The sequence below is a fragment of the Bremerella sp. P1 genome (assembly GCF_028748185.1).
Classification (GTDB): domain Bacteria; phylum Planctomycetota; class Planctomycetia; order Pirellulales; family Pirellulaceae; genus Bremerella.
This window is the reverse complement of sequence record NZ_CP118164.1, coordinates 3,815,838-3,838,700: the sequence shown is the minus strand read 5'-3', so window position 1 is coordinate 3,838,700 and position 22,863 is coordinate 3,815,838. Positions and strand designations below refer to the sequence as shown.

The 22,863-nt window shown below is 56.2% G+C and carries 17 protein-coding genes and 1 tRNA gene; 6 read left to right on the top strand and 12 right to left on the bottom strand.

The genetic code is table 11. The annotated features are described in order from the left end of the window. Positions 1–375 precede the first annotated feature (375 nt). Together PSR63_RS16105 and PSR63_RS16100 are read right to left on the bottom strand one after the other, a co-directional pair. Complete coding sequence (locus tag PSR63_RS16105) at positions 376–1,167, bottom strand: GntP family permease (RefSeq protein WP_274326700.1); 792 nt, start codon at positions 1,165–1,167, stop codon at positions 376–378. Between the two features lie 72 nt (positions 1,168–1,239). Further along, the gene (locus PSR63_RS16100) at positions 1,240–2,211 is read right to left on the bottom strand and encodes a GntP family permease (protein WP_274326699.1); all 972 of its coding nucleotides are present in this window, start codon (positions 2,209–2,211) and stop codon (positions 1,240–1,242) included. A gap of 156 nt (positions 2,212–2,367) precedes the next feature. Here PSR63_RS16100 and PSR63_RS16095 point away from each other — a divergent pair, with 156 nt between their 5' ends. Next, positions 2,368–3,126 carry an SIR2 family NAD-dependent protein deacylase gene (locus PSR63_RS16095; RefSeq protein WP_274326698.1) on the top strand — a complete coding sequence of 253 codons (759 nt, stop codon included), beginning with the start codon at positions 2,368–2,370 and terminating at the stop codon, positions 3,124–3,126. A 312-nt stretch (positions 3,127–3,438) separates the two neighbouring features. Next, positions 3,439–4,131, top strand: a complete 693-nt coding sequence (locus tag PSR63_RS16090) for a hypothetical protein (protein ID WP_274326697.1) — start codon at positions 3,439–3,441, stop codon at positions 4,129–4,131. 242 nt (positions 4,132–4,373) lie between these two features. Here PSR63_RS16090 and PSR63_RS16085 read toward each other — a convergent pair whose 3' ends face one another. Next, on the bottom strand, positions 4,374–5,123 hold the full coding sequence (locus PSR63_RS16085; RefSeq protein ID WP_274326696.1) for a sugar phosphate isomerase/epimerase family protein: 750 nt from the start codon (positions 5,121–5,123) through the stop codon (positions 4,374–4,376). 263 nt (positions 5,124–5,386) lie between these two features. Between PSR63_RS16085 and sppA the strand changes: the two genes are divergently transcribed. Next, the gene (gene sppA, locus PSR63_RS16080; RefSeq protein WP_274326695.1) at positions 5,387–6,457 is read left to right on the top strand and encodes a signal peptide peptidase SppA; all 1,071 of its coding nucleotides are present in this window, start codon (positions 5,387–5,389) and stop codon (positions 6,455–6,457) included. 66 nt (positions 6,458–6,523) lie between these two features. Here the strand turns inward: sppA and PSR63_RS16075 are convergent, their stop codons facing one another. The 7 genes from PSR63_RS16075 to tkt form a co-directional block, all read right to left on the bottom strand. Continuing rightward, positions 6,524–8,014 carry an SLC13 family permease gene (locus PSR63_RS16075; protein WP_274326694.1) on the bottom strand — a complete coding sequence of 497 codons (1,491 nt, stop codon included), beginning with the start codon at positions 8,012–8,014 and terminating at the stop codon, positions 6,524–6,526. Between the two features lie 35 nt (positions 8,015–8,049). After that, entirely contained in the window at positions 8,050–8,688 is a 639-nt protein-coding gene (locus tag PSR63_RS16070) for a tetratricopeptide repeat protein (RefSeq protein ID WP_274326693.1), read from the bottom strand. 108 nt (positions 8,689–8,796) lie between these two features. Next, the gene (locus PSR63_RS16065) at positions 8,797–10,707 is read right to left on the bottom strand and encodes a TrkH family potassium uptake protein (RefSeq protein ID WP_274326692.1); all 1,911 of its coding nucleotides are present in this window, start codon (positions 10,705–10,707) and stop codon (positions 8,797–8,799) included. A 59-nt stretch (positions 10,708–10,766) separates the two neighbouring features. Continuing rightward, positions 10,767–12,104, bottom strand: coding sequence for a Trk system potassium transporter TrkA (gene trkA, locus PSR63_RS16060; RefSeq protein WP_274326691.1), 1,338 nt, complete (start codon positions 12,102–12,104; stop codon positions 10,767–10,769). A 12-nt stretch (positions 12,105–12,116) separates the two neighbouring features. Beyond that, positions 12,117–12,494, bottom strand: coding sequence for a (2Fe-2S) ferredoxin domain-containing protein (locus tag PSR63_RS16055; protein ID WP_274326690.1), 378 nt, complete (start codon positions 12,492–12,494; stop codon positions 12,117–12,119). 141 nt (positions 12,495–12,635) lie between these two features. Beyond that, positions 12,636–15,035 carry a hypothetical protein gene (locus tag PSR63_RS16050; protein WP_274326689.1) on the bottom strand — a complete coding sequence of 800 codons (2,400 nt, stop codon included), beginning with the start codon at positions 15,033–15,035 and terminating at the stop codon, positions 12,636–12,638. 301 nt (positions 15,036–15,336) lie between these two features. Beyond that, positions 15,337–17,367 (bottom strand): transketolase, encoded by a 2,031-nt coding sequence (tkt, locus tag PSR63_RS16045; RefSeq protein ID WP_274326688.1) that lies wholly within the window; start codon positions 17,365–17,367, stop codon positions 15,337–15,339. 342 nt (positions 17,368–17,709) lie between these two features. Between tkt and PSR63_RS16040 the strand changes: the two genes are divergently transcribed. Beyond that, positions 17,710–17,931 carry a SlyX family protein gene (locus tag PSR63_RS16040; protein WP_274326687.1) on the top strand — a complete coding sequence of 74 codons (222 nt, stop codon included), beginning with the start codon at positions 17,710–17,712 and terminating at the stop codon, positions 17,929–17,931. A 23-nt stretch (positions 17,932–17,954) separates the two neighbouring features. Here PSR63_RS16040 and PSR63_RS16035 read toward each other — a convergent pair whose 3' ends face one another. Beyond that, a complete protein-coding gene (locus PSR63_RS16035) occupies positions 17,955–19,235 on the bottom strand; it encodes a hypothetical protein (protein ID WP_274326686.1) in 1,281 nt (426 codons plus the stop codon). Between the two features lie 472 nt (positions 19,236–19,707). On the opposite strand from PSR63_RS16035, the gene bcp reads away from it, so the two are divergent. Further along, positions 19,708–20,184, top strand: a complete 477-nt coding sequence (bcp, locus tag PSR63_RS16030; RefSeq protein ID WP_274326685.1) for a thioredoxin-dependent thiol peroxidase — start codon at positions 19,708–19,710, stop codon at positions 20,182–20,184. Between the two features lie 66 nt (positions 20,185–20,250). Here bcp and PSR63_RS16025 read toward each other — a convergent pair. Next, positions 20,251–20,324: transfer RNA gene (locus tag PSR63_RS16025), tRNA-Val, on the bottom strand. Positions 20,325–20,757: 433 nt separating this feature from the next. Here PSR63_RS16025 and thrS point away from each other — a divergent pair. Beyond that, positions 20,758–22,767 carry a threonine--tRNA ligase gene (thrS, locus tag PSR63_RS16020; protein ID WP_274326684.1) on the top strand — a complete coding sequence of 670 codons (2,010 nt, stop codon included), beginning with the start codon at positions 20,758–20,760 and terminating at the stop codon, positions 22,765–22,767. Positions 22,768–22,863 lie beyond the last annotated feature (96 nt).

The window sequence follows — 22,863 nt, the reverse complement described above, 5'->3', positions numbered from 1 at the left end:
AGCGGGTCGAAGTACCGGCAACTTGGGGGAGTAAATCTCGTGAAGGACGGGCCATCATTTCGACCCAGTCCACTATAGATCACGAAAATGCCCTGGTCAAAAAATCGACGACTCTTTTTGGCGGGATATTTTCCCTAGAAACGCTACAGCCTGACTTCCGGGTTCCGGTGAGTCGGGTTGAGCCTAATTTCGAGTTTTGCGTCGATCGCGCTTCCTGGCGCTGCGCGGTACTTCCTGAACCGATCCTACATCTGGGCTTCCTATCGCACTGTATTGTATGCAGAAGACCCTCAAAAGGTTCGTTTTCAGGTCAAAAACGCCTGAAAATGGCCGAAAATGCCAGCATTGATGGCGGAATCAGTCCGACTGGGCAAACTACGCCAGCGGAAGAACGATCGCCATTATCACCGCACAGACAAAGCTGGTTGCGCCCAGCACCATCAACAGCGGCGTCCACGTTTTGAGCGCTTCGACTTCGGTCAAGCCGCTCATCTTCGCGAAAATCCAGAACCCGCTGTCGTTCATCCACGAACCGAACAGCGAACCAGCCCCGATACTGGCCGCCAGGTAGACCGGGTGAAAACCGAGCACTTCCGGATTGGCTAGGCTGACGAGCATACCACTCGAGGTGATCATCGCCACCGTGCTCGAGCCCTGGGCGACCTTCAACACCGACGCGATCCCAAAGCCCAGGAACAGAATCATCAGCTTGGCCGAAGCCGCGTCTGACCCGACCGGGAACATGTTCTGAATGGCGTCGCCCACATTGGCCACTGTCAGCATCGCACCGAAGGCACCACCAGCAGCGGTGATCAGAATGATCAGACCACCACTCATCAGCGAGACTTCCACCGACGAGGCGAGCTCTTTCAACGACAACGATCGCTGTACGGCCAGCGTCCACATGGCGATCACCGCCGAGATCAGCAGGGCGAAGTTAGGATCGCCCAGCATCGAAGTCACGTTGGCTGCTTTACGGTTCGGCGTTTCCCAGGTGTACGGCTTCACGACGTCGGCACCATACGCCGATTCCAACACTTCGCGGTTCATCCGTTCTGCAGTCACGGGCGCCATGCGTGCCGGGTTCTTGCCAGCCAACGACATGGCCGTACCCGAAAGCTTCACACCAAGGAATGCGTCCCGGTTCTTCGGAAAGCTTTTGTCCAATAGCAGAAATCGGTTCAGCCCGGCACGAAGTTCGTTTTGCTCTTCGCCGTTGAGGTCTCCTCTCTTGCAGAATCAGCTCGGCGATGCGTGCTCGTTCGGCATCGCTTCCATCGCCGCGAATGGTGCCCAGCACGTGCTTACCGAAGTTCGTCTCGGCGTCCGCAACGTTGTCATCTTGGATCCGACTACGAAACGTACTCCAGTCCGCAATATCGCCTTCACGCAGCTGCGCGCGCGTTCCGCGTCGGCCATCGTGGTCAACACGGTATTGGTCGAGATCAATAGCACCGGCAGCAAAACGGGGGCGAGCGAAATCCACAGCGAAGGAAGCTTGTCGTCCGGAATCGCTTCTGGTTCTGGCTCGCTACCCAAAGGACGCATCGGAAGTGGCATCAAGCGGTTCATGAATGCCGAAAACCACAGCCCCGCACACGCTGCTGGAAATGCGATCATCGCACCGATCAAGATCATCAGACCTTTGTCGACATTCAACTGATCGGCCACGACCAGCGGACCTGGCGTCGGTGGCACGAGTGTATGCGTAATACAACCGCCGGTTGCGATCGCCATCACGTACAACAGGTAGTTCTTCTGCGTCTTGCGAAACATCGACCGACCCAGCGGCACGAGCAAGTAGAAGACCGTATCGAAGAACACCGGCACGGCCAGCACGAAACCGCTACCCATCAATGCGATCGGCGAACGTTTCTCGCCAAAGACCGACATGAATGCCCGAACCACACGGTCGGCAGCGCCACTATCTAACATGCACTTGCCGATGATCGCAGCCAGGGCAATCACAATGCCGACGCCGCCCGCCGTTCCGCCAAACGAGGAAGCGACACGCGAGAACTTGTCTTGGATCGCTCCGTCGGCCATCAAGCTGACAACCATCGCGGCGGTGATCAGTGCCAAAAAGGCATTGGCCCGCATGAAGATAATCAAGCCCAACACCGTTGCCATGCCTACGAACAAGCAAAGCAGGGAATATTGGTCTGGCGTGATGGCAGATTGAGCGAAAAGAGAGATATCAAACGGAATCATTCCGGGGATCTCGACTAGCTGGGGCAGGGCAGGGGAGTCGTACGAAAAGCTTTCTTTTCTTCAAGAAAGATTTCGTTGAAGATGCCATAACTCTATGGCAAATACAAGTCTTCCCCCACCGATCGACGGTATGATGAGCCAATTGAATCCACTTTTTTGGGGAAACACACATGTCTTCCGACATCGAACTCACTGCCAACTGGCTGCGCCGCAAAATCGGTTGTTGTCTTCACCGGTGCCGGAATCAGTACGGAAAGTGGCATCCCTGACTTTCGTTCGCCTGGCGGTGTCTGGTCGAAGTATCGCACCGTCTACTTTGACGAGTTCTGCCGATCGGCCCAGGCACGGCACGAGTACTGGGAGCAGAAGACTGAAGCTCATGTCGCGTTCGCCGCTGCCGAGCCCAACATCGGTCACCAGACGATTGCCAAGTGGGAAGAGAAGGGGAAGGTCCGCGGCGTAATCACCCAGAACATCGACGGACTGCACCAGATCGCTGGCAGCCAGGATGTGCTGGAACTGCATGGCACCGCCCGGGAAGTGACCTGCCTGGACTGCGACTGGCGTGCGCCCGTCGACCCGCTAGTCGTGCAGTTTCGCGAGACCAATGAAGTCCCACTGTGCCCTGAATGTGGCGACGGCCGCTTGAAGCACGCCACCGTTTCGTTCGGACAGGTCTTGCCTGAGGAAACGCTCAACCGTGCTCACCAATGGTGCCTGGAAGCCGACCTGATCATCACGGTCGGCTCCTCCCTGGTCGTCTACCCAGCCGCAGGCCTGCCAGAAGCAGGCAAACGCAGCGGCGGCAAACTCGTGCTCATCAACCGAGACGAAACGGGTCTCGACATGATCGCCGACATGCTGATCCCCGGAAGTTGCGGCGAAGCACTCGCCGCGATCGATGCAGCGTTATAACAAATCCAGTCCCCTCGCCCCTTAGGGGAGAGGGTTAGGGTGAGGGGGCGAACCGGGCACCAGCGTCGAAGTCTCGAGAGAGGACCAACCACAGATTTCACCGATGGTCACGAATAAAAGCAGGGCCCGCGCCAGCGCGGGTCGCGAAGTGGGTACCAGGGTTCCGACCCGAGCTGGCGCGGGCCCTACAAAAAATCTCGCGCACTATCTCGCTGAAGCACTTCGCTGATAGATTGCACGTACGCCCAACGAAGCAATCTTGCTTCTTGGGCGTGCGAACTTGTAACCAATCATCAACACACAACAAACGTCATGTCCCATCACCACGCACCACAACTGGAAACACACGGAGCTGGCTCAAAAGGCCACGCTCCGCAGGTTGCCGTGCGCGATCGGAACCGGCTTCTGTGTCCCTGCTGTGGGGAAGTGTTGCTGGTCCTGCCGGAGACGCCTCCTTCCTATGGAGCCAATCGCCAGGTCGTTGACATCGATCCAGAGACCGCCGCGCACGAGTTCCCCGAAGATCCGCCTCCGCAGATTCCTACTCGGCGGCCAACCACGCTTCGGCCTGCGTCCCTCGATCAGCGCGAACCGCGCGAGCGCGACGAAGCCACCCGGGCTCGTGAACGCGAACTCTATCGCTCCAAACGCCCCCTGCGAGAACCGCTCACCTACGAGGCTGCCCGACTGTTCGCGTACACCTTCTATCGCCTGCAGGCCCTTGATCGGCAACTGCACCGAGAGATCTGCGAGAAGCAGGAAGAAATCGACCGGTTGCAGCAGGAACTGGATGGCCGGAAGGAAACGTCTTCGCACGGAGTAGGTTCGCCCAGCAAGACACTGCAGAAGGTGGTTGCTCATCGAGAGACCAAGCAGGCCATCACGCCACGGCGACGAGAACGCGTTCGCCACGCGCTTCAAAGACACGCCCAAGCAGACTTGGGCGTGGCACCCCGTCTTGCAAGGAACGAGAATCACGCCAACGAACGCGGCCCACCACGCTAATCTTGTCCCTTCTCCCTCGCAGGGAGAGGGCTAGGGTGAGGGTTTCCTGAGCGACCCTTCACTCAATATGACGAGAACAATGTTCCGAACTGATTAGAACACGACTTGGGCATGCGCTACGAAGGAGCGAGACGCCCCCTCACCCTAACCCTCTCCCCCACAGACGGTGGAGAGGGGACTGGAATGCGCGCGCATGCGCTGTCCATATTTGCGAGGAACGTGATCCATCGAAACGCTCGCTGTTACAGCAAGCTTTCCAGCAGCAGGCGGATCTTTCGCATTTCTGCCATCTGGTCGGTATCGGGCAGAGGTGGCATGTGAACCGTAAGAGCACGGTTGTAGCCGGTTTGTTCGAGCTGCTGGATCAGGCGGCCGTACTCGACTTCGCCTTGGCCGACGCGGACTTGCATGGCGTCTTTGCTGGTGTCGCGAAGATAGACGTGACGGACATACTTCAGAACCTTGTCGTAGCTCTTCTCGCCGTCTTCGCGGCAGATGAAGTGGCTCGGGTCGAGCGTGATGCCGAGGCCTTTGACATTGTCGCATAGCACTTGAATCGTGTCGCAGTCTTGCGACAGGCAACCGACGTGGGTGTGCATGCTAGTGACGATCCCTTCGGTAGCGGAAATCGCAACCAACTCACGCAGGTGCTCGACCTCTTCGTTGAAGGGGGTACCGAACTCACCGCTGGGGACCGTGATCGAGGCAACCTTGACCGCTTTGGCCAACTTGCAGATCGCTTCGTACTCGGTGTAGCGATCGTTTCCTTGGGCGGACGACAGCAGGCGAAAGTTGGAAATCACCAAACGCTGCGTGTCGTGGCAAATGTCGATGGCCCGCTGCAGGTTGCTAAGCACGTCGGAGGGGCGCAGATGCTCGCTGTTTTCGTCCAGCGTCATGTCGACGGCGCTGAACTCCAGATCGACCAGCTTTTCCATGCACTCACGCAGGGGTAACTCGGGAAAACACTCGGTCGACGCGGAAACGAACACGGCTCGACTCCTTCACTTGCCTGGGGGATGTTCAGCTAGAGATAAACGCAGATCTGCTACAATCCGGCGTAGCTTACCGGGATTAGGGGCAATTTGACAACACCAGACTCCCATCCGGCCCCAATTTGGGTGAATTGCCTGGAGATTTCGCCCCTCAAATTGCCCTAGTTCAAGCGGAACGTAGAATATCAGTGCCTGATGCCACCCTGAGCACAGGCCTACAAAGATCGATTCCTCATTTAGCAAGGCAGGACCTCTGAAATATGGCTGATCAAAATTCCTCGGACATGGTCCAACCGATTCACAACCAACCTCAACCGATCATCATCCAAAACCACCACTCGGGAAGTATCCTGTGGCGAATTGTGGCCGCGATCGGCTGGCTCGGGCTGTTCTTCTGCGTGCCGATCATTCTCGGCCTGATGATCAGTTCGGCCAGCTACTACAACACCACCGAAGGGGTATCGGAGAAATACTTTGCTGGCAGCAAGACGGCCAGCGACAAGATTGCCGTGATCAATGTCACCGGCCTCATCATGGAAGGCCAAGGTTACGTTCGCAAACAGATCGACCTGGTGCGGGAAGACAAGAACGTGAAAGCGGTTGTCGTCCGCGTTGACTCGCCTGGCGGTACAGTGACCGGTTCCGATTACATTCTGCACCACCTGAAGAAGCTCAAGGAAGAACGCGACATTCCTTTGGTCGTCAGCATGGGTGCGATGGCCACCTCAGGCGGCTACTACGTCGCCATGGCGGTCGAAGACGAAGAGGACTCGATCTATGCCGAACCGACCACCACCACCGGTTCGATCGGCGTGATCATTCCTCACTACAACATCGCGGGCCTGATGAAGGAGTACAACATCGAGGACGACTCGATCATGAGTCATCCGCGGAAGCAGATGCTGACCATGACCCGCGAGATGCCAGAGGAACATCGCGAGATACTGCAGGAATACGTGAACCAGGCATTTACTCGATTCAAAGACATCGTCAAGGAAGGCCGTCCTGCGTTTGAGAAGGATCCTGCCAAGCTCGACGTCCTGGCCACTGGAGAGATCTTCACCGCCAACCAGGCACTAGCTAACGGCTTGGTTGACAAGATCGGCTTCATCGAAGAAGCCATTGACCGTGCGGCCGAACTCGCCGACATCGACTCGAAGAAGACGCGCGTGGTCACCTATGAAGAGCCTGTGGCACTGTTCGACCTGGGACTCGCTCAGAACCAGGCCCTCAGCTTCGACAAGATGCTGGAGATGTCCGCTCCCAAGGCGTATTACATGTCCAGCTATTTGCCGCCGGTCGTGAGCACGTTTCCTTTGGGTTCGCGATAACCGGTAGCCAGCGGAGTTTATCCGAAGGAAGACCGCGAGCCGGTCTTCCTTTTTTTCTGCGCGTGCTCAAATGAGCAGTCGTCCGAGCACCAGCACGGTGATCGAAACGAGGATGATCGAGAGAATGTTCAGCACGATCCCGGCTTTGATCATGCTGCCGATCGGCACCCGGCCCGAGCCGTAGACGATCGCGTTGGGAGGCGTAGCGACCGGCATCATGAACGCGCAGCTGGCTGCCAGCGTCGCCGGGACCAACAAGAGCAACGGCGGGACACCCAGTTCCTCCGAGGCACTGCCAAGCACTGGATTGAACGTTTGCACACTGGCCAGGTTCGAGGTGAACTCGGTCAGCCACACCATGCCGGTCGCCGTGACGATCACCATGGCCGACTGCGACATCTGGCTCATCACGTTGGCCATGTGCGACCCGAGGTAAAGGTCGAACTTCGAGGCATTCACGGCTTGAGCCAACGCGATACCGCCCCCGAACAGCAGCAGCACGCCCCAGGGCACTTTGACGGTCGTGGGCCAATCCAAAAGTGCACCGTGCTCTTTACCGCCGCGCGGAATAATGAAGCACAGGATTGCCATCGCCATAGCCGTCGTAGCGTCGCTGACGAAGGTCTTTCCATTTTCGTCGACGAAGAAAACACCCCAGCCCCAGCCTTCAACCGGTTCTCGCAGAATCCACAGCAACGCCGTCGCGAAGAAGATAATGCCTGACCGCCATTCGGCAGCGTGAATGGGGCCTAGCTTTTGTAGTTCATCGGCGATCACCGTTCGCCCACCGAGCGAGTCAGAGCTATGCACAGGGAAGAGCATGTACGCCAGAACGCCCCAGGTAATCAGCATGAAGACCAGCGAGAAGGGGAGGGCCATCAGCATCCAGGCCAGGAAGGATACCTGCGGCAGGTCCGGATAGGTTTGGCTGTAGAAGGACGAGAACGCGATATTGGGTGGCGTACCAACCAGCGTTGCCACGCCGCCGATACTTGCCGCGTAGGCAATGCCCAGCATCAATCCGACACCCAGGTTTCGCCGGGCAGAATCGTCGGTCAAGCGCATATCAGCCACGGCAAGAATACTACCGGCGATCGGCAGCATGAGCAGCGTTGTGGCAGTATTGGAGATCCACATCGACATGAGCCCGGTCGCGACCATAAAGCCTAACAGCAGCTTCGCCGGGTTGTCGCCCATCACGTACACAATCGAAAGAGCCACGCGGCGATGAAGCCCCGAGCGTTCGATGGCTAGGGCGACCAGAAAGCCGCCCAGGAACAGAAACACGTTCTGATCGCCATAACTTGAGGCGACCTCTTTGACCGACTGAATTCCCAGCAGCGGAAACAACACCAGCGGCAAGAGAGACGTCGCGGCGAGTGGGGCAGCTTCGGTGAGCCACCACACGCCCATCCAGATGAATGCCCCCGCGATCGCATTTAATTGCGGCTGCTCAGCATCGAGGTAAAACCCCAAGCCAGGCGACAACCAGAGAGAGAGCGCGAATATTGGTCCTAGCCACAATCCGATCCTGGCGGCCAAGGTCGGGGGTGGCATTGTATCTACCGTCAATGGACGTCTCTCTTCGCAGACTAGAAGTTGCCCGTGATCTCGACGCGAACCTGACCACGATTATCTTCGTTGTTCAGGTCGTGCATCTTGAGCAGCAAACGTCCCGTTTGAGGAACGTTCATTCGCTTTTGGGTACCGATGGTGAAAGGGACCGTATCTTTATCAGGCGTGGCCGATTTGGCAACAACCCCAATCAAGGAACCAAGCTTGTAATCACGGATTTCTCGGGGTATCTCCAATCCATTCGCGTCACTCGGGTGAACTAACAGCCATTCACCTTCGACGCGAAACGCGATCGGACTGCCTTCAATGACATTGATGCCGGTGTCTTGCCAACCTTCGCTGGCTTCGACGGTCACCAGTTTTTTGTTGGCGTTGGAAAGCTCTCCGTTGATCACCTTCATCTTTTCAACGGCCGGTTTGTAGTTGGGCACCAGCTTGAGAACTTCGCCGAAAACGATGCGTGCCTTTTCCCAATCTTTCTTCCGAGCATATTCGTCACCGAGCTTCTCGGCCTTGGTAACGAACTCGCGATGGATCTCGACCAGGCGTGGATCGGTCGGCAGTTCCAGCGGCTCTTCTTTGGGCTTCCGCTGGGCGAAGGCATCGGACGGGCAAAGACCGATGGCCACGAACATTAAAAAGAGGGCAAGTCGCATGGGGGGGGATCCTCGAGAGAAGCGCGCTAAGGGCAAGACACTATTTAAATTCTAGCTCGTGTCGCTTGCAAGTGATTGGCCTAGATGCCCTGAATTGGCGTGCCGTTTCTAGCGAGAACGCCAGAATCGCGGCATAAACAGAACCAGAACCGCAAAAATTTCCAGTCGTCCAATCATCATCAACGCGGTAAACAGCAGCTTGGTCCACGAGGTGAAATTGGCGTAGTTCTGCGTCGCCCCGATAATCCCCAGACCCGGGCCCACGTTGTTAAGCGTAGCCGCAACAGCGGTCGCGCTATCGATCAGCTTGTGTTCGATGTGCTCTTCCGAGGCTCCCCAGGTCGAATCAGGCTCCAACGTCACAACCGACAACCAGCCGAAGACAAACAGCACCAGAATCAGCGAGAAGTAGATCAAGATATTGTTCTGTAGTTCCGGATCATCCACCGGTTTGCCACCCAGACGCAGCGGACGCACCACCGTGGGATGGTACGATTTTTCAAGCTGCAGGAAGAGAATCTTGTGGAACAAGATGTGGCGAATCACTTTCAAGCCACCGCCGGTACTACCGGCACATCCGCCGACGAACATCAACAGGAAGAGCACACCACGCCCAAAGCTATTCCATTGATCAAAGTCATGCGTCCCGTAACCGGTCGTCGTGATGATCGAAACAACCTGGAACAAACCGTAACGCAGGGCATAAAGGAACTCGTTCACCAGTGAGGTTTCGGGATCGATGACAAAGTCATCGTAAAACATCCCGAAGGTCATCACGGCGATCGTGACGCCCACGATGATTCCCATGTAATAACGCCATTCGATATCTTCGATTAAGCGAAAGGCCTGACCGATCATCATGAAGTACAGCAGCGTGAAATTCGTGCCTGCCAAAACCATGAAGACGATCACGACGTACTCGATCCAGGCTCCACTGACAGGATCGGCCTGGACGAAGTGTCCGAGACTGGCGTTGTAGGTGCTGAAGCCACCGGTGGCTAGTGTTCCGAACGCATGACACACCGCGTCGTAAAAATTCATGCCCAACAGCCACAGCAGCACGGTCAGGACGAGATTCAGCCCGCAGTACAGCCCAGCAAACATCCAGGCCGTATGCTGCATACGTGAATGCGATCCTTCCTTACTAGGGCCAGGCATCTCATTCCGCATCAGAGCCTTTCCCGCAGAGCCTTGCCCCAGGATCACCACGAAGAGCACGATGATACCCAAGCCGCCGAGAAAGTGCGTACTGCTTCGCCAAAACAGAATGCAATGCGGAATACTGACCGGATCTTCCAAGTCAGCAATCACCGTGGCTCCGGTCGTACTAAACCCCGACTGCGATTCAAAAATGGCGTCCGCGATGCTCATCGGAACGGCGCGTATTCGATAGTTGTTACGCCTATCCTTTGGCGCGTCGGGTTCTTCGTCCGGTTCGATCAACGCACCGCGCCAGTGCGGCAGTTCTCGCAGTTCATCAAAGACCTGGTCGAAAGGGCGTTCCGGGCTTTCTCCCTTATTCAGTTTCGTAACTTTGGCATTGTACTGTTCGGCCAGTTTTTCTTTCGATAGACCTCGTGCACCGGCGGCGACCAGCGACTGCACCAGCGCGTACTGATCTTCCGAAAGAGGTGACACCGCGTCACGATACACCTGAGGTGCATGCTGATGAGAATTGAACAACCGCACCGAGAGCTTGTTGCACGAACCGGATAACAGGTACGGCATCGCGCCCAAGATAGTGGCGATCAACCAACTGAGCCCCACGATCGCCATCGCTTCACGGCGGTAAAGTTCCCCTTTCGACTTGCGTCCGATGCGCCAGAGAACGGCCCAGCAGATAATGCTTAACAGGATCGAATAGACCAGCCCGAGAAAACCGTGCGTTTCAAACTGCTGAAAGTTCTCGTCCGTACGATGCCCAATCGTTGGCCAGGCCCACGGCAGGCTGAAGACCATCGTCACCCCGATAATCAGGCAGACGATCGACAGAAGTCGGCACACCAGACGATAATTCATGTTGCTGCTAGTTAGGTGTTGCCAGGGCTAATTCGTTGACGGGAAATGCCACGCTACGATTATTCTTCAAACAGTTTGACGACCGCATCCAAGGTCGACTCTTCCACAAGTACGACCACCGTATCGCCCGGCGTCAGACGATCGTCTGCCGATGCCACACGCACATAGTCAGAACTCATGATGGCCGCGATCAAACAATGCGGCGGCAGCTTGAGGTTGGCGATCACGTGTTCCGTCGCCACAACACCAGGCATGACCTCGAACTCGACGATCGCGATCCCGCCGCCTGGCAAGTTCTTCTTGGAAATGATCGGTCCGCTGTTGAGCAAACCAAGCACCTGTCGCGCGACCACGTTTCGCGGGCTCACGGCCAGGTTAATGCCCAGCTTCTCGACCACGTTGGCGTAATCAGGGCGCTGGACGATGGCCATGCACTCCTTGGCACCGATTTCACGGGCTTCGACACAGGCCATGATATTGTTTTCGTCATCGCCGGTACACGCCACAAAGACATCCATGTTCCCGACGCGTTCTTCTTCCAGAATCGCGCGGCGCGTGGCATCGGCATGAACGACGGTTGTGTGCTCAAGCAGACGAGACAGGAACTCGCAGCGTTCCATGTTCTCTTCCATCAGCGTGACATGGTAACGTTGGCCTTCCAACATGCGAGCCAACGCCAGGCCTGTCTCACCACCACCGGCGATCACCACCGATCGGACGGGAGCCGCTTTAACCTGAAACTTCGATTTGACCGAGTCGATTTCCTCGCGTGTTCCGATCAACGTGATATGGTCCCCCACGTCAATCGAGTCGCCTGCCCCGGCAATCCAGGTCTTGCCTTGCCGCTGAATCGTTCCGACACGCACGCCCTTGGGCAGCTTCACTTCTTTGAGCTCTTTACCGGTCGCAGGTGCCGGATCGTCGCAAATGATTTCTTGAACTTCGAGCTCGCCTCGAGCAAAGTTTTCCAGCACTGCACTACCGGGCGAGCGAATCGCGCGGACGAACTCAACCGCAGAAAGATGTTCAAGACTGAGGAAACGATCGATCCGAAAGTGCCGCTGGTAGTCGAACGTACTCAGGTCGCGAAACACGCGACCGTACACGCGCGCAACACAGCGGCGGGCCCCCATGGCTTTGGCCATACTCGCGGCAACGATGTTCACTTCGTCGTCGCCAGTCACTGCCAGACACAGGTCACAACCGATGATCCCGGCTTGAAACAGAATGGCCGATTCGGATGCCGAACCATGAATGGCACGAATATCGAGTTCCGCGTTGATGACACGTACCGTTTCAACGTTCGATTCGACGACCGTCACGCTATGGTTATTGCGACATAGCAAGTCCGCAATCCACGTACCGACCGTTCCCGAACCCAGAATTACGATTCGCATGAAAGATCGCCTCTAGTTTGAAGGGGAGGGTGCGGAAGACTCAGGTTCCATTTTCTTGGCAGCCTTGCCACATCTAAGTCGTTCGTCGGGAATCTGCAAATCTTCTAAAACCTTTCCTGCAAGAATGGTTTCGTGGATGATTCGCTCGGCATCACCCTCGGTGACTCCGCCATACCAGATGGCCTGGGGATAGATCACAACCACTTGACCGTCATCGCACTGGTCGAGACAACCCGAGTCGTTGGCACGGACCTGAGCTTTGAGCCCCAGGCGTTTGATCTCTTTCTTGAGGGCGGCCCGCAGCTTTGCGGAATCGTGCTTCCCATCCCGTAGATGCTTAGGGGGCTTGCACTTATTGCAGACAAAAATGTGATGCGTGAACTTTGACATACAGCACGAGGTGAAGACACTCGGAAGTTGCTTTCCTAAGAAAACAACAGAAAGCTTACCATCCTACGATTTCAGAGCGTGCTTACTAGCCCATTTCGGGCCCCCCACCCGCTGCCTGGGGGCCATTTGCGAAGAAACGCCTTAAGTGTCGCCTTCTTTCAGGCCTAAACGCGACAGCCAATTTCCCTTGGCCGCCTTCTCATTGCCCGGATTCGCGGGGGCTGCCTTGGACAGCCTGGACTTTTCGATCTCAAGCTGGTTGATTTTTTCTTCGAGTTCGGCCCGATCGCGGGCGATCTTGGCTCGTTCGACCGAAATATCAACTTCGGCCTTCCGCAGCTTTTCTTTCCACTGCTCCTGGAGCGTCTTCAGATTCTCGCGTTCTTGTGCGATCAACTCGTCCTGGTCCAACATTTGTGCGATCGCGTTGGCCCCGTGGGCAACGCCTGCATCGTTGTTGCTCGATTCCAATTGTTCGAGCTGCTCGCGCAATTCTTCGATTTCACGCTGCTTGGCTTCGACGGCTGCGTTGCCGCTGTCGATTGCCTCTTGGATCGAGAGCCTCTCGGCAGCTTCTTCTTCGTCGCCATCACCATAATCCGCTTCCAACTGGGCGAGCATACGACGCTTGGTGGCTTCCCAATCGCTGCCACTATCGTCGACCACGGCTCCGCCGGACTTCTTCGCGTTCTCAAGATCTTTGGCGAGTTTCGCGTTTTCCTTCTTCAGATCTTTGAGGTCGTCCAGGGTCAGCTGCAGACGACTTTCGAGGGACTGCACGCGTTCGTCATCAGGCATTTCACCTGATTCGATTTGATGCTTGAGATCGCTGACTTTTTCCAGAAGCGAGTCGCGTTCCTGGCGAAGCTGAGCGAAGGCCTCTTCATCGGCACCGCCGCCACCTTCGGTCTTGAGCGTTTCATTCTCTTCGCGAAGCTTGTTCGTCTCTTCCTGCAGCGATTCGACCTGACGTCGCAAGCCACCGACTTGTTCGCGGCTTTGTTCGTGATCGGAACGAGCCTGAGACAAGGCGACCTGCGAAGCAGCCAACTGGCTTTCCAGTTCGCCCTGAGCATCTTCGACCTGCTTCTTGAGCGACTCGTTCTCGACTCGCAGCTGTTCCTGCGAATCGCTTAGCTCACCATGCTCCGACTGTCGCTTCTCGAGCTTCTCAGCCAGCGCATCGCGTTCGTGCTTGAGGTGCTCAAGCTCGTGTTCCAAGTGAGCCAGGGCTTCGTGCGACTCGGTCGAGCCTTCAAGTTGGCCTCGGGCCTGGTCAAGTTCACCGCGTGCTTGCTCGAGTTCACCGGTTGCTTGATCCAGCTCGCCACGGGCCTGTTCGAGCTCGTCACGTACTTGGTCCAGATCACCACGCGTCTGATCGCGTTCACTTCCGATCGACTTGAGCTGCTCCGTGAACTTGGCCAGCTCCTCATCTTTCGCTTCGAGCGTCTTCTTGAATTCGGCCTGCTGAGCTTCGAGCTGGGAACTATCCGCCGCTGCAGCGTTGAGTGCTTCGATCTGCCCTTCGAGCTGTTGGACTTGCTCGGTAAGCTTGCTGCGTTCTTCTTCCAGTCCAGCAGCCGATGATTGGGCTGCTTCCAACTGCGTTTGCAACTGGGCAATTTGCTGCTGCTGATCCGCTTCACTTTCCGAGAGGCGGGCACTGGCTTCGTCGCGCTGCTGCTGGGCTTCATTCAGCTTGCCGGACAACTCGTCGGCTCGCATCTTCTCTTCCTGCAGACGACCTTCCAGATCGGCATTTTGCGAGCGGATCGAATTGAGCTCTTCAGCCAGCTGCGACTTCTCGCCCTCCGCGGCATCGAGTTGACCCTTTAGGTCCTCAGACCGATTCTGTTCGCTGGTAAGCTCGGCTTCCAGTTCGGTGATATGTTCGTTGGTTGCCTGCGACTCTTGGCGAAGCTGATCGAGCTCGGTTCGTGCTCCGTCACGTTCCTCGGAGACTTGCGAGAGCTGCTTTTCGAGTTCAGAGATGCGAGCATTGAGCTGGTTTTGCATCTCCTGGGCGGCTTGGCCGTTCTGCTGTGCGGCCTGAAGATTCTGAAGTGCTTCGCTGTGCTTGGCCTGTTGATCGAGAATATCTTGTTGAAGCGAAGCTTTGGCTTCGTTAGCGGCACGAAGCTCGGTCTGAAGTCGGTCGCGTACCGATACTAGTTCATTGCGTTCGGCATCCCATGCCTGGTGATTTCCCTTTTGCTCTTCAAAGCGGCCCAGCTCGACCTCGAACGCTTCTTTCTCGGCTTTCAGCGCATCGATTGACGCAGCCAGTTCGGAAGACTGGTTTTCGAGTTGCGAATTGGAGGACTCAACTTCCGAGGTGCGGTCGTTGAGCTGACTCTCTCTTTCGAGAAGCCCTTGCGAAATTTGCTTCAACTGCTGCGAGATGCTCTGCTCAATTTCGCTAATTCCCTGGCGGTGACGCTCTAGGAATTCGCGCGCTTGCTCCCGCTGCAACGAAGCTTTGCTTGCAATCTCTTCCAAATTCGCGATGTCGTGAGGGTGAGAGTTTACGCCTTCCATGTCCTAATCGATTTCATTAAATGAGACGTGTCCACAACTTCATGCGTTTCTCACGCCCTTCCACGCTGCTGCCAATCTTATGCAATGCTGCCAATCGGTTGCGCGGAACGGCCTACTGTTCTATAGGTTAGTACCAGCGACCGGTCAAAAGCCTGAGGCATTCTGCGGCAAAGTGCAGTCCCTCAGCGACGAATAACTGAAGACATGTGCGAGATGTAAGGATTATGCAGGCGCATGAAAAAGGCCCCCTCCGTAAGCAGAGGGGGCCTTTTTTGCTGAGCATTTAGTGCGATAGCGGCAACTATTTGCCAATCGACTTCTTCGCGGCTTCCACCACGTTATCGGTCGTGATGCCGAAGTATGGGAATAGCTCTTCCGCCGGTGCACTGGCACCGAAGCTCTTCATACCGACAAACTCGCCCTGCAGACCGAGGATGCGATCCCAGCACTGGCGAATACCGGCTTCGACGGCGACACGAGCCGTCACGCCGCAAGGCATGACCGACTTCTGATATTCAGCGTCTTGCTGGTAGAACAGTTCCAGACAAGGAACACTGATCGCACGGGCTTTGACGCCTTCGGCGGTCAGCTTTTCGTAAGCTTCGACCACCAGCGACAGCTCGCTACCGGTACCCATCAGCAGAACTTCCGGCGTACCTTCGCAGTCGGCGATGATGTAGGCACCCTTCGAGGAACCGCTTGGGCAAGCGTACTTTTCGCGATCCAGCGTCGGCAGGTTCTGACGGGTCAGGACGAGCACCGAAGGACGATCGGTCAACTGCATCGCCGTCTTGTAGCACTCACCCACTTCGTTGGAATCGCCAGGACGGAACACGGCGACGTTAGGAATCGCGCGAATGGCCGACAGGTGTTCAACCGGCTGGTGCGTCGGACCGTCTTCACCGACACCGATCGAGTCGTGCGTGAAGATGTACATGACCGGAGCACTCATGATCGCCGACAAGCGGAGCGAAGGTCGCAGGTAGTCGCTGAAGACGAAGAAGGTCGAGACGTAAGGACGAAGACCGCTGAGGGCCATGCCGTTACCGATCGCAGCCATCGCATGTTCGCGAATACCGAAGTGGAAGTTACGACCACCGTAGGTACCAGCCTCGAAGTCGCCAGCGCCTTCAAAGGTCAGGCCCGTCTTGGTCGAAGGCTCCAAGTCAGCCGAACCACCGAGCAGACCAGGCACCTTGGCGGCGATGGCATTCAAAACCTTACCGCTGGAAGCACGCGTGGCGACACCCTTGGCGTCGGCTGGGAAGGTGGGGACGTCGGCATCCCAACCAGTAGGCAGTTCGCCCGAATTGATGGACGACCAGGTCGCCGCCTTTTCAGCGTCTTCCTTGCTGAACTTCGCGAAGTCGGCGTCCCATTGGGCCTTAGCTTCGGCACCGCGAGCACCCAGGTTCGCGTTGAAGTCTTCGTACACTTCGGCAGGCACTTCAAACTTGTCGTACGTCCAACCGTAGACTTCCTTAGTTGCCGAGATTTCGTCTTCGCCAAGCGGAGCACCGTGAGCACCGTGCGTGTTGGCTTTGTTCGGGGCACCCCAGGCGATGATGCTGTGTACGACGATCAGGGTCGGCTTGTCGGTCGTTTTCTTGAACTCAGCAAAGGCGCTGTCGAGAGCGGCCAGATCGTTGGCATCTTCGATATCGATCACGTGCCAGCCGAGTGCACGGAACTTGCCAGGGATGTCTTCGCTGAACGCGAGATCGGTGTCCCCTTCGATCGTGATCTTGTTGTCGTCGTAAACCCAGCACAGGTTCGACAGCTTCAAGTGACCGGCGACCGAAGCAGCTTCCGAGGCGATCCCTTCCATCAGGTCGCCATCGCTGCACAGGGCGTAGGTGTCGTACCCGAACATTTCGCCAAAGCGGGCTGCGTACCACTTACCGGCGATTGCCATACCAACGCTGTTCGAGACGCCTTGACCGAGTGGGCCGGTGGTCGTTTCGATGCCGGCGGCTTCGTGAACTTCCGGGTGACCAGCACATGGGCTGTGAAGCTGACGGAAGTTACGGATGTTGTCGATAGTGATCGAAGGCTCGCTGGCCCCGTCTGCCTTCTTCACGCCGGCAACGTGCAGCGTGCTGTAAAGCAGCATCGAAGCATGGCCGCACGAGAGGACGAATCGATCGCGGGCAGGCCAGCTTGGGTTGGCCGGATCGTACTTCAGGTGCTTGTTCCACAACGTGTAGGTGACCGGTGCCAGGGCCATCGCCGTGCCAGGGTGTCCACTGTTGGCTTGCTGAACGGCATCCATAGACAAGGTACGGATGGCGTTGATCGACAATTGCTCAATACTGGTCGTGGATGTAGACATATTTCGTTCGGGACTCTCTAGCCAACTTAGAAACGGAAGTCGCAGGCTACCTAGACAAGCCGGAGCACTCGTGGAACGCTTGTTGGATCAGCGTGAATTACCCTGGCGATCCCGCTGCGACGCGGACACATAAGTCAAGCATTTTAAATCCAAAAGAACTCGGAAGTCAACGCAACGGTTGCCGCGGTATGGGTTTGCGAATCGCCGCGGCACCCTATCAAAACGGCATAAAATCGATTTGAATGAAGTTATGGAGAAGCGTCCGCCCTGAAATAGGACTCGAAGGTCCCTAAAAGGGAGTTAAAGACGGAAATCTTCCCCCATCTCGAAAGGGCGTCCAGAATGCCAGAAGAAAACGTTGTCGAAAGAATTACATCACTTGAAGAAAAACACGCCCACCAAGAGCGCATTATTGCGGATCTGAACGAGGTCATTCTGGATCAACAGAAGCGAATCACGCGATTAGAGTCTTTGCTGCGCCGGGCCGATGACCGGATCGAACGATTGAGTGTCGCGATTGAACAACCGCGGTCCGCGGCGGACGAGCGTCCACCCCACTATTAATCAGAGATCCCGACAGGCCAAATCTATTCGCCGTCGAGCGCTTCGCCCAGCATGCTCTTGAGCGAGTTCATCACCTCGGAAACGTAAGCCGTGATCACGAGGGAGTAATCGTTAAACTCCTCGACCGTATCGATCAGCTCGCCCTCAAAGACCAGCTCGATCTCGGTTTCAAAGAGCTCTTCATCTTCGAGCACAATCGACAGCACGACATCGCCGTCGACAACTCCACCATCTTCGCTGAGCGAGGCGGCGCCGGTCAGTCGGTCGATTTGAATGCCGTTCCAATTCACGCCGGCGATCATCAACTGAAAGACATCGTTCGCACCTGGCAAGATGACACCCACCTGGAATTGGCCCAGATTGAACACTGGCGGTGGTGGTGGATCTTGCCCGCCGTTGGGATCTTCAGGGTCGACAACACCCCCTCCGCCACCACCATTGGACCCGGCAGGCTCAACCCAATCCTCAGGGTAATTGGTCGGGAAGGCGATGTTCTCGTCAGCGTAGGTCTTGCCGTAATTGCCGATGAAGTGGGTGAAGTCCGATAACCCAACGGCATACGACTTGTCAAAGTCGGAATACCACTTCAATCCGTCGGTGGCTGCTTCGGTCTTTTCACCGAATGACTGGATGAATTGGGAGAAGTCAGCCAGTCCGATCTTCTGATCGTCGTTAAGATCGTAAATCACCGGAAAGAGGCCCATTTCCGGCATCTTATCGGCGGTGGTAATCACATCCAGTCCAGCGGATCTAGCTCCGAAGTTTTCGGTGGCCAGTTCCAGTGAGTGTGGTCCGACGATGCCGGTCTCCATGTCCAGGCGGACGTTATCGCCGTACTGCGGAACGGCCTGGAAGTGGACACGAGCAAAGAGCACGCGATCGGCGTCGGTAAGCGAAACGCCGACCGTGCTACTGTGGATATCGCGGACGTGCCCTGTCTCGTCATCCAGTTGGAACGTGCCAGGGCCCTCGAACGAACGACCAAACTCCACATCAACGGCAGAGGTCAAATCGGTGCGATAGCCCAGGTCGAGTTTCATTTCCTGGATATCAACAGGCTCTTGCCCTTCGCCACGCAGCCAGACCTCGACAACAAAGCGATCCCATTCGTGGGTCCGCTTCATGCTTTCGGGCAACACGCCCATGCGATCGGCGACCAAGTCATCCGGCCGCGATGCATCAGAGAACACCGCGAACTCTACCGCAATAGCGGCATCGCCGGCCAAAAGATCCTTACGTTCCAATAGCTGAAACGCTGACCTACGCCGAGCGAGAGGATTCGACCTGATTTGACGAGAATTCATCCGCCTCTTCTCGAAACCACACGTGTTTTGATCACGGCAGATCTACCTTGAATCAGGCAAATCGCTCGTTATCAAGAAGGTGTTTTGAATGGGAAAAGCGTGGTTTGAACACGGGCAATCAAACCAGCGAGGGATTGAGGTGTTCCTAAATCGGGTGAGCGAATCAGCAATGACCAACCAATCCAACCTTGGCCACGTGCCGGCAATCATCAATTCGCGAGTTGCCCCTTCGACGAACAATGGCTCATTCGCTACCCCATTTGTTATATACAACTCACAACCCGAAAAAAACCAATAAGTGTCGGAATCATTCAAGATTTTGAATGGATTATCCGACATCCCGTTTGACTTTTTGATATGGTCGGTTGCGCGTAAAGCAGTTTGCGGTTCATGACTTAGGTCAATTACGCAGTGCGCTAAATCCTACACTTTGAGGCTTTTCGCCTCACTATAGCCCTAAGGAGTGACTTTAATGGCAGAATGGGTTGAAGCCGGCTCTAAAGCCCCCAGTTTCACATTGACGGCAGACGATGGTTCCAAAGTGAAGCTTTCGGACCTCAAGGGATCGATTGTCGTCCTCTACTTCTATCCCAAAGACGATACTCCTGGCTGCACGAAAGAAGCTTGCGCTTTTCGCGATCGCCAAAGCGAGCTGGTAAAGCACGGCGTTACGGTACTTGGGGTAAGCCCGGACGACAAAGACAGTCACATCAAGTTCAAAGAGAAGTACAAGCTCAACTTCCCTTTGCTGGTCGACAAAGACCACAAGCTGGCCGACAAGTACGGTGCCTGGCGCGAGAAGAACATGTACGGCAAGGTAAGCATGGGCATCCAGCGCAGCACGTTCCTGATCGACGCCGATGGTAAAGTGGCGAAGGTATGGAAACGTGTCCAGGTCGACGGACACGACGAGAAGGTGCTTGAAGAAGTGGCCAAGCTGAAAGGCTAGTTCGCACCCGATGAAGCCAGCAAAAAAGGGAACCCGCAGAAGTGGGTTCCCTTTTTTCGTTTTGAGTGGGCGATACAGGATTCGAACCTGTGACCCCTACCATGTCAAGGTAGTGCTCTAACCAACTGAGCCAATCGCCCGTTTTCGCTTGTCGTGTGCAAGCAATTATCTGTGATTCACCCCCGAAGAGGTTAACCAAACGCGTAGTTTGCCATTAGAACCGTCGAATCGTCAAGGGGCTAGAACGAAAATTGCGATTATGCCCCCTCACTCAAGCTGCCTATATCGCAGACTTACGACTCATTTCACCGATCGAAGGAGAACCTGGACTTTTCCTAATGCGTAACTCCTGTCAATCTATACGCTTCTTGCAGTGAACCCGCTGGGCGTGAAGGCCGTCTCTACCATCACATGATAGGGAGAGCCCTGCAGCCGGCAGAAGGTTCACCTTGGCCGATGACCGCTTTAACGACTTCATCGGCCCGATCCATCCTCACGGTTTTAGCGACATCCTTTGTTTCGATGTCCTCGTGAGCCTGGAAATCGCCATTAGGATAAGAAACCGAACACACCATGCTCGAGGTTATTCTTCCCGACGGATCCAAGAAAGAATTCGATCACGCAGTCACCCCGATGGAGGTCGCCGCCGACATCGGCCCCGGCCTGGCCAAAGCTACCTTGGCAGGCGAGATCGACGGTAATGTCGTTGCCTTTGATACCAAGCTGCCTGACGAAGGCAGCGTCAATCTGCGACTACTGACTAAGAAGGACGAAGAAGCCCTGGGAGTCATGCGGCATAGCTGTGCCCATATCATGGCCCGGGCCGTCATGCGGCTGTTTGATGGAGTGCAACTTGCTTTCGGGCCGACCATCGAAGGGGGCTTCTATTACGACTTCGATCTCGAGCACAAGCTTTCCGAAGAGGATTTCCCGGCCATCGAAGCCGAGATGAAGAAGATCATCAAGCAGGACGAGCCCTTCGAGCGGATCGAACGCAGCCGCGAAGAATCGCTGCAGGTCGTCAAAGACCTGGGCCAGCAGTACAAGATCGAGCACATCGAGACTGGGCTCAAAGATCACCCGTCGATGTCGTTCTACCAGCAGGGCGAGTTCGTCGACCTGTGCCGCGGCCCCCACATCCCTCGCCCCAAAGCGATCGGGGCCTACAAGATCCTTTCGGTCGCCGGCGCTTACTGGAAAGGAGATTCCAACAATCGCCAGCTTCAGCGGCTGTATGCAACCGCCTTCTTTAACAAAGAAGACCTGGAAGCGCACCTGACCAAGATCGAAGAAGCCAAGCGTCGCGACCACCGCGTGCTGGGCAAACAGTTGGATCTGTTCTCGATCAATCCGCTGGTAGGGCAGGGGCTGATCCTCTGGTCTCCCAAGGGGACCATCATCCGCAACTTGTTGACCGAGTTCGTGGGAGAACAGCTCAAGAAGTTCGAGTACCTTCCGGTCGTAACTCCCAACATCGGCAAGGTCGACTTGTACAAGATCTCGGGGCACTATCCTTACTACAAGGACAGCCAGTTCGCGCCCATTCATCAGGCAGAAGACGAGGAATACCTCCTCAAGCCAATGAATTGCCCGCACCACATCATGATCTACAAGTCGCGGCCGCGTAGTTACCGGGAACTGCCGTACCGCTTGTCAGAGTTCGGTACCGTCTATCGCTACGAGCAGTCCGGCGAGTTGAACGGGATGACTCGCGTTCGTGGGTTTACCCAGGACGACGCCCACATCTTCTGCACCGACGAGCAAGTCGAAGACGAGTTCCGCAAGTGCATCCAGATGACTCAGTACGTGCTGAGCAGCCTGGGCCTGACCGACTACCGTGTGCGATTGGGTTTCCGTGATCCCGATAGCGGCAAGTACGTCGGTAAAGAAGCGGTCTGGGATCAGGCCGAAGAGGCATTGGTCCGCGTCTGTAAGAATATGGGCATCACCGCGACTGCCGAAGCGGGCGAAGCTGCGTTCTATGGACCGAAGGCCGACTTCGTGGTCAACGACTGTCTGGGCCGTGAATGGCAACTGGGTACCGTCCAGTTGGACTACAACCTGCCGAGTGCCGAGCGCTTCGATCTGGAGTACATCGGCAAGGACAACCAGCCGCACCGACCGGTCATGATTCACCGTGCTCCGTTTGGCTCGCTGGAACGCTTCATGGGCGTGCTGATCGAGCACTTCGCCGGGGCGTTTCCGCTGTGGCTTGCCCCCGAGCAGGTTCGTATCCTGACCGTCAGCCAGAAGTTTGACGAGTATGCCCAGAAGGTCGAGAAAGAACTGCAAGCTGCCGGCTTCCGAGTCAGTGGCGACTACCGACCTGAAAAGATCGGCGCCAAGATTCGTGCCGCTCAGTTGGAACTGATCCCTTACATGTTCATCATCGGGGGTCGTGAAATGGAAGAAGAAGCCGTTTCGGTCCGCGACCGGATCGATGGCGACTTGGGTTCCATGAAGATCCCCCAGGCAATCGACAAGCTAAAGGAAGAAATGGCCAATCGTGTGGTTCGCCAAGTCTTCAAAGGATCGTCCGGGCTCGGTACCTCCGGAACCGCCACCATCAGCGAAGGCTATTAACTGCCAGGTGACACAACCATCGCCCCCAAACAAGGGGGCGAGCTGTCATCACCCAGGAAAAGAGTCCAGTTTGATGCCGGGCGGATTGCCCTCCAA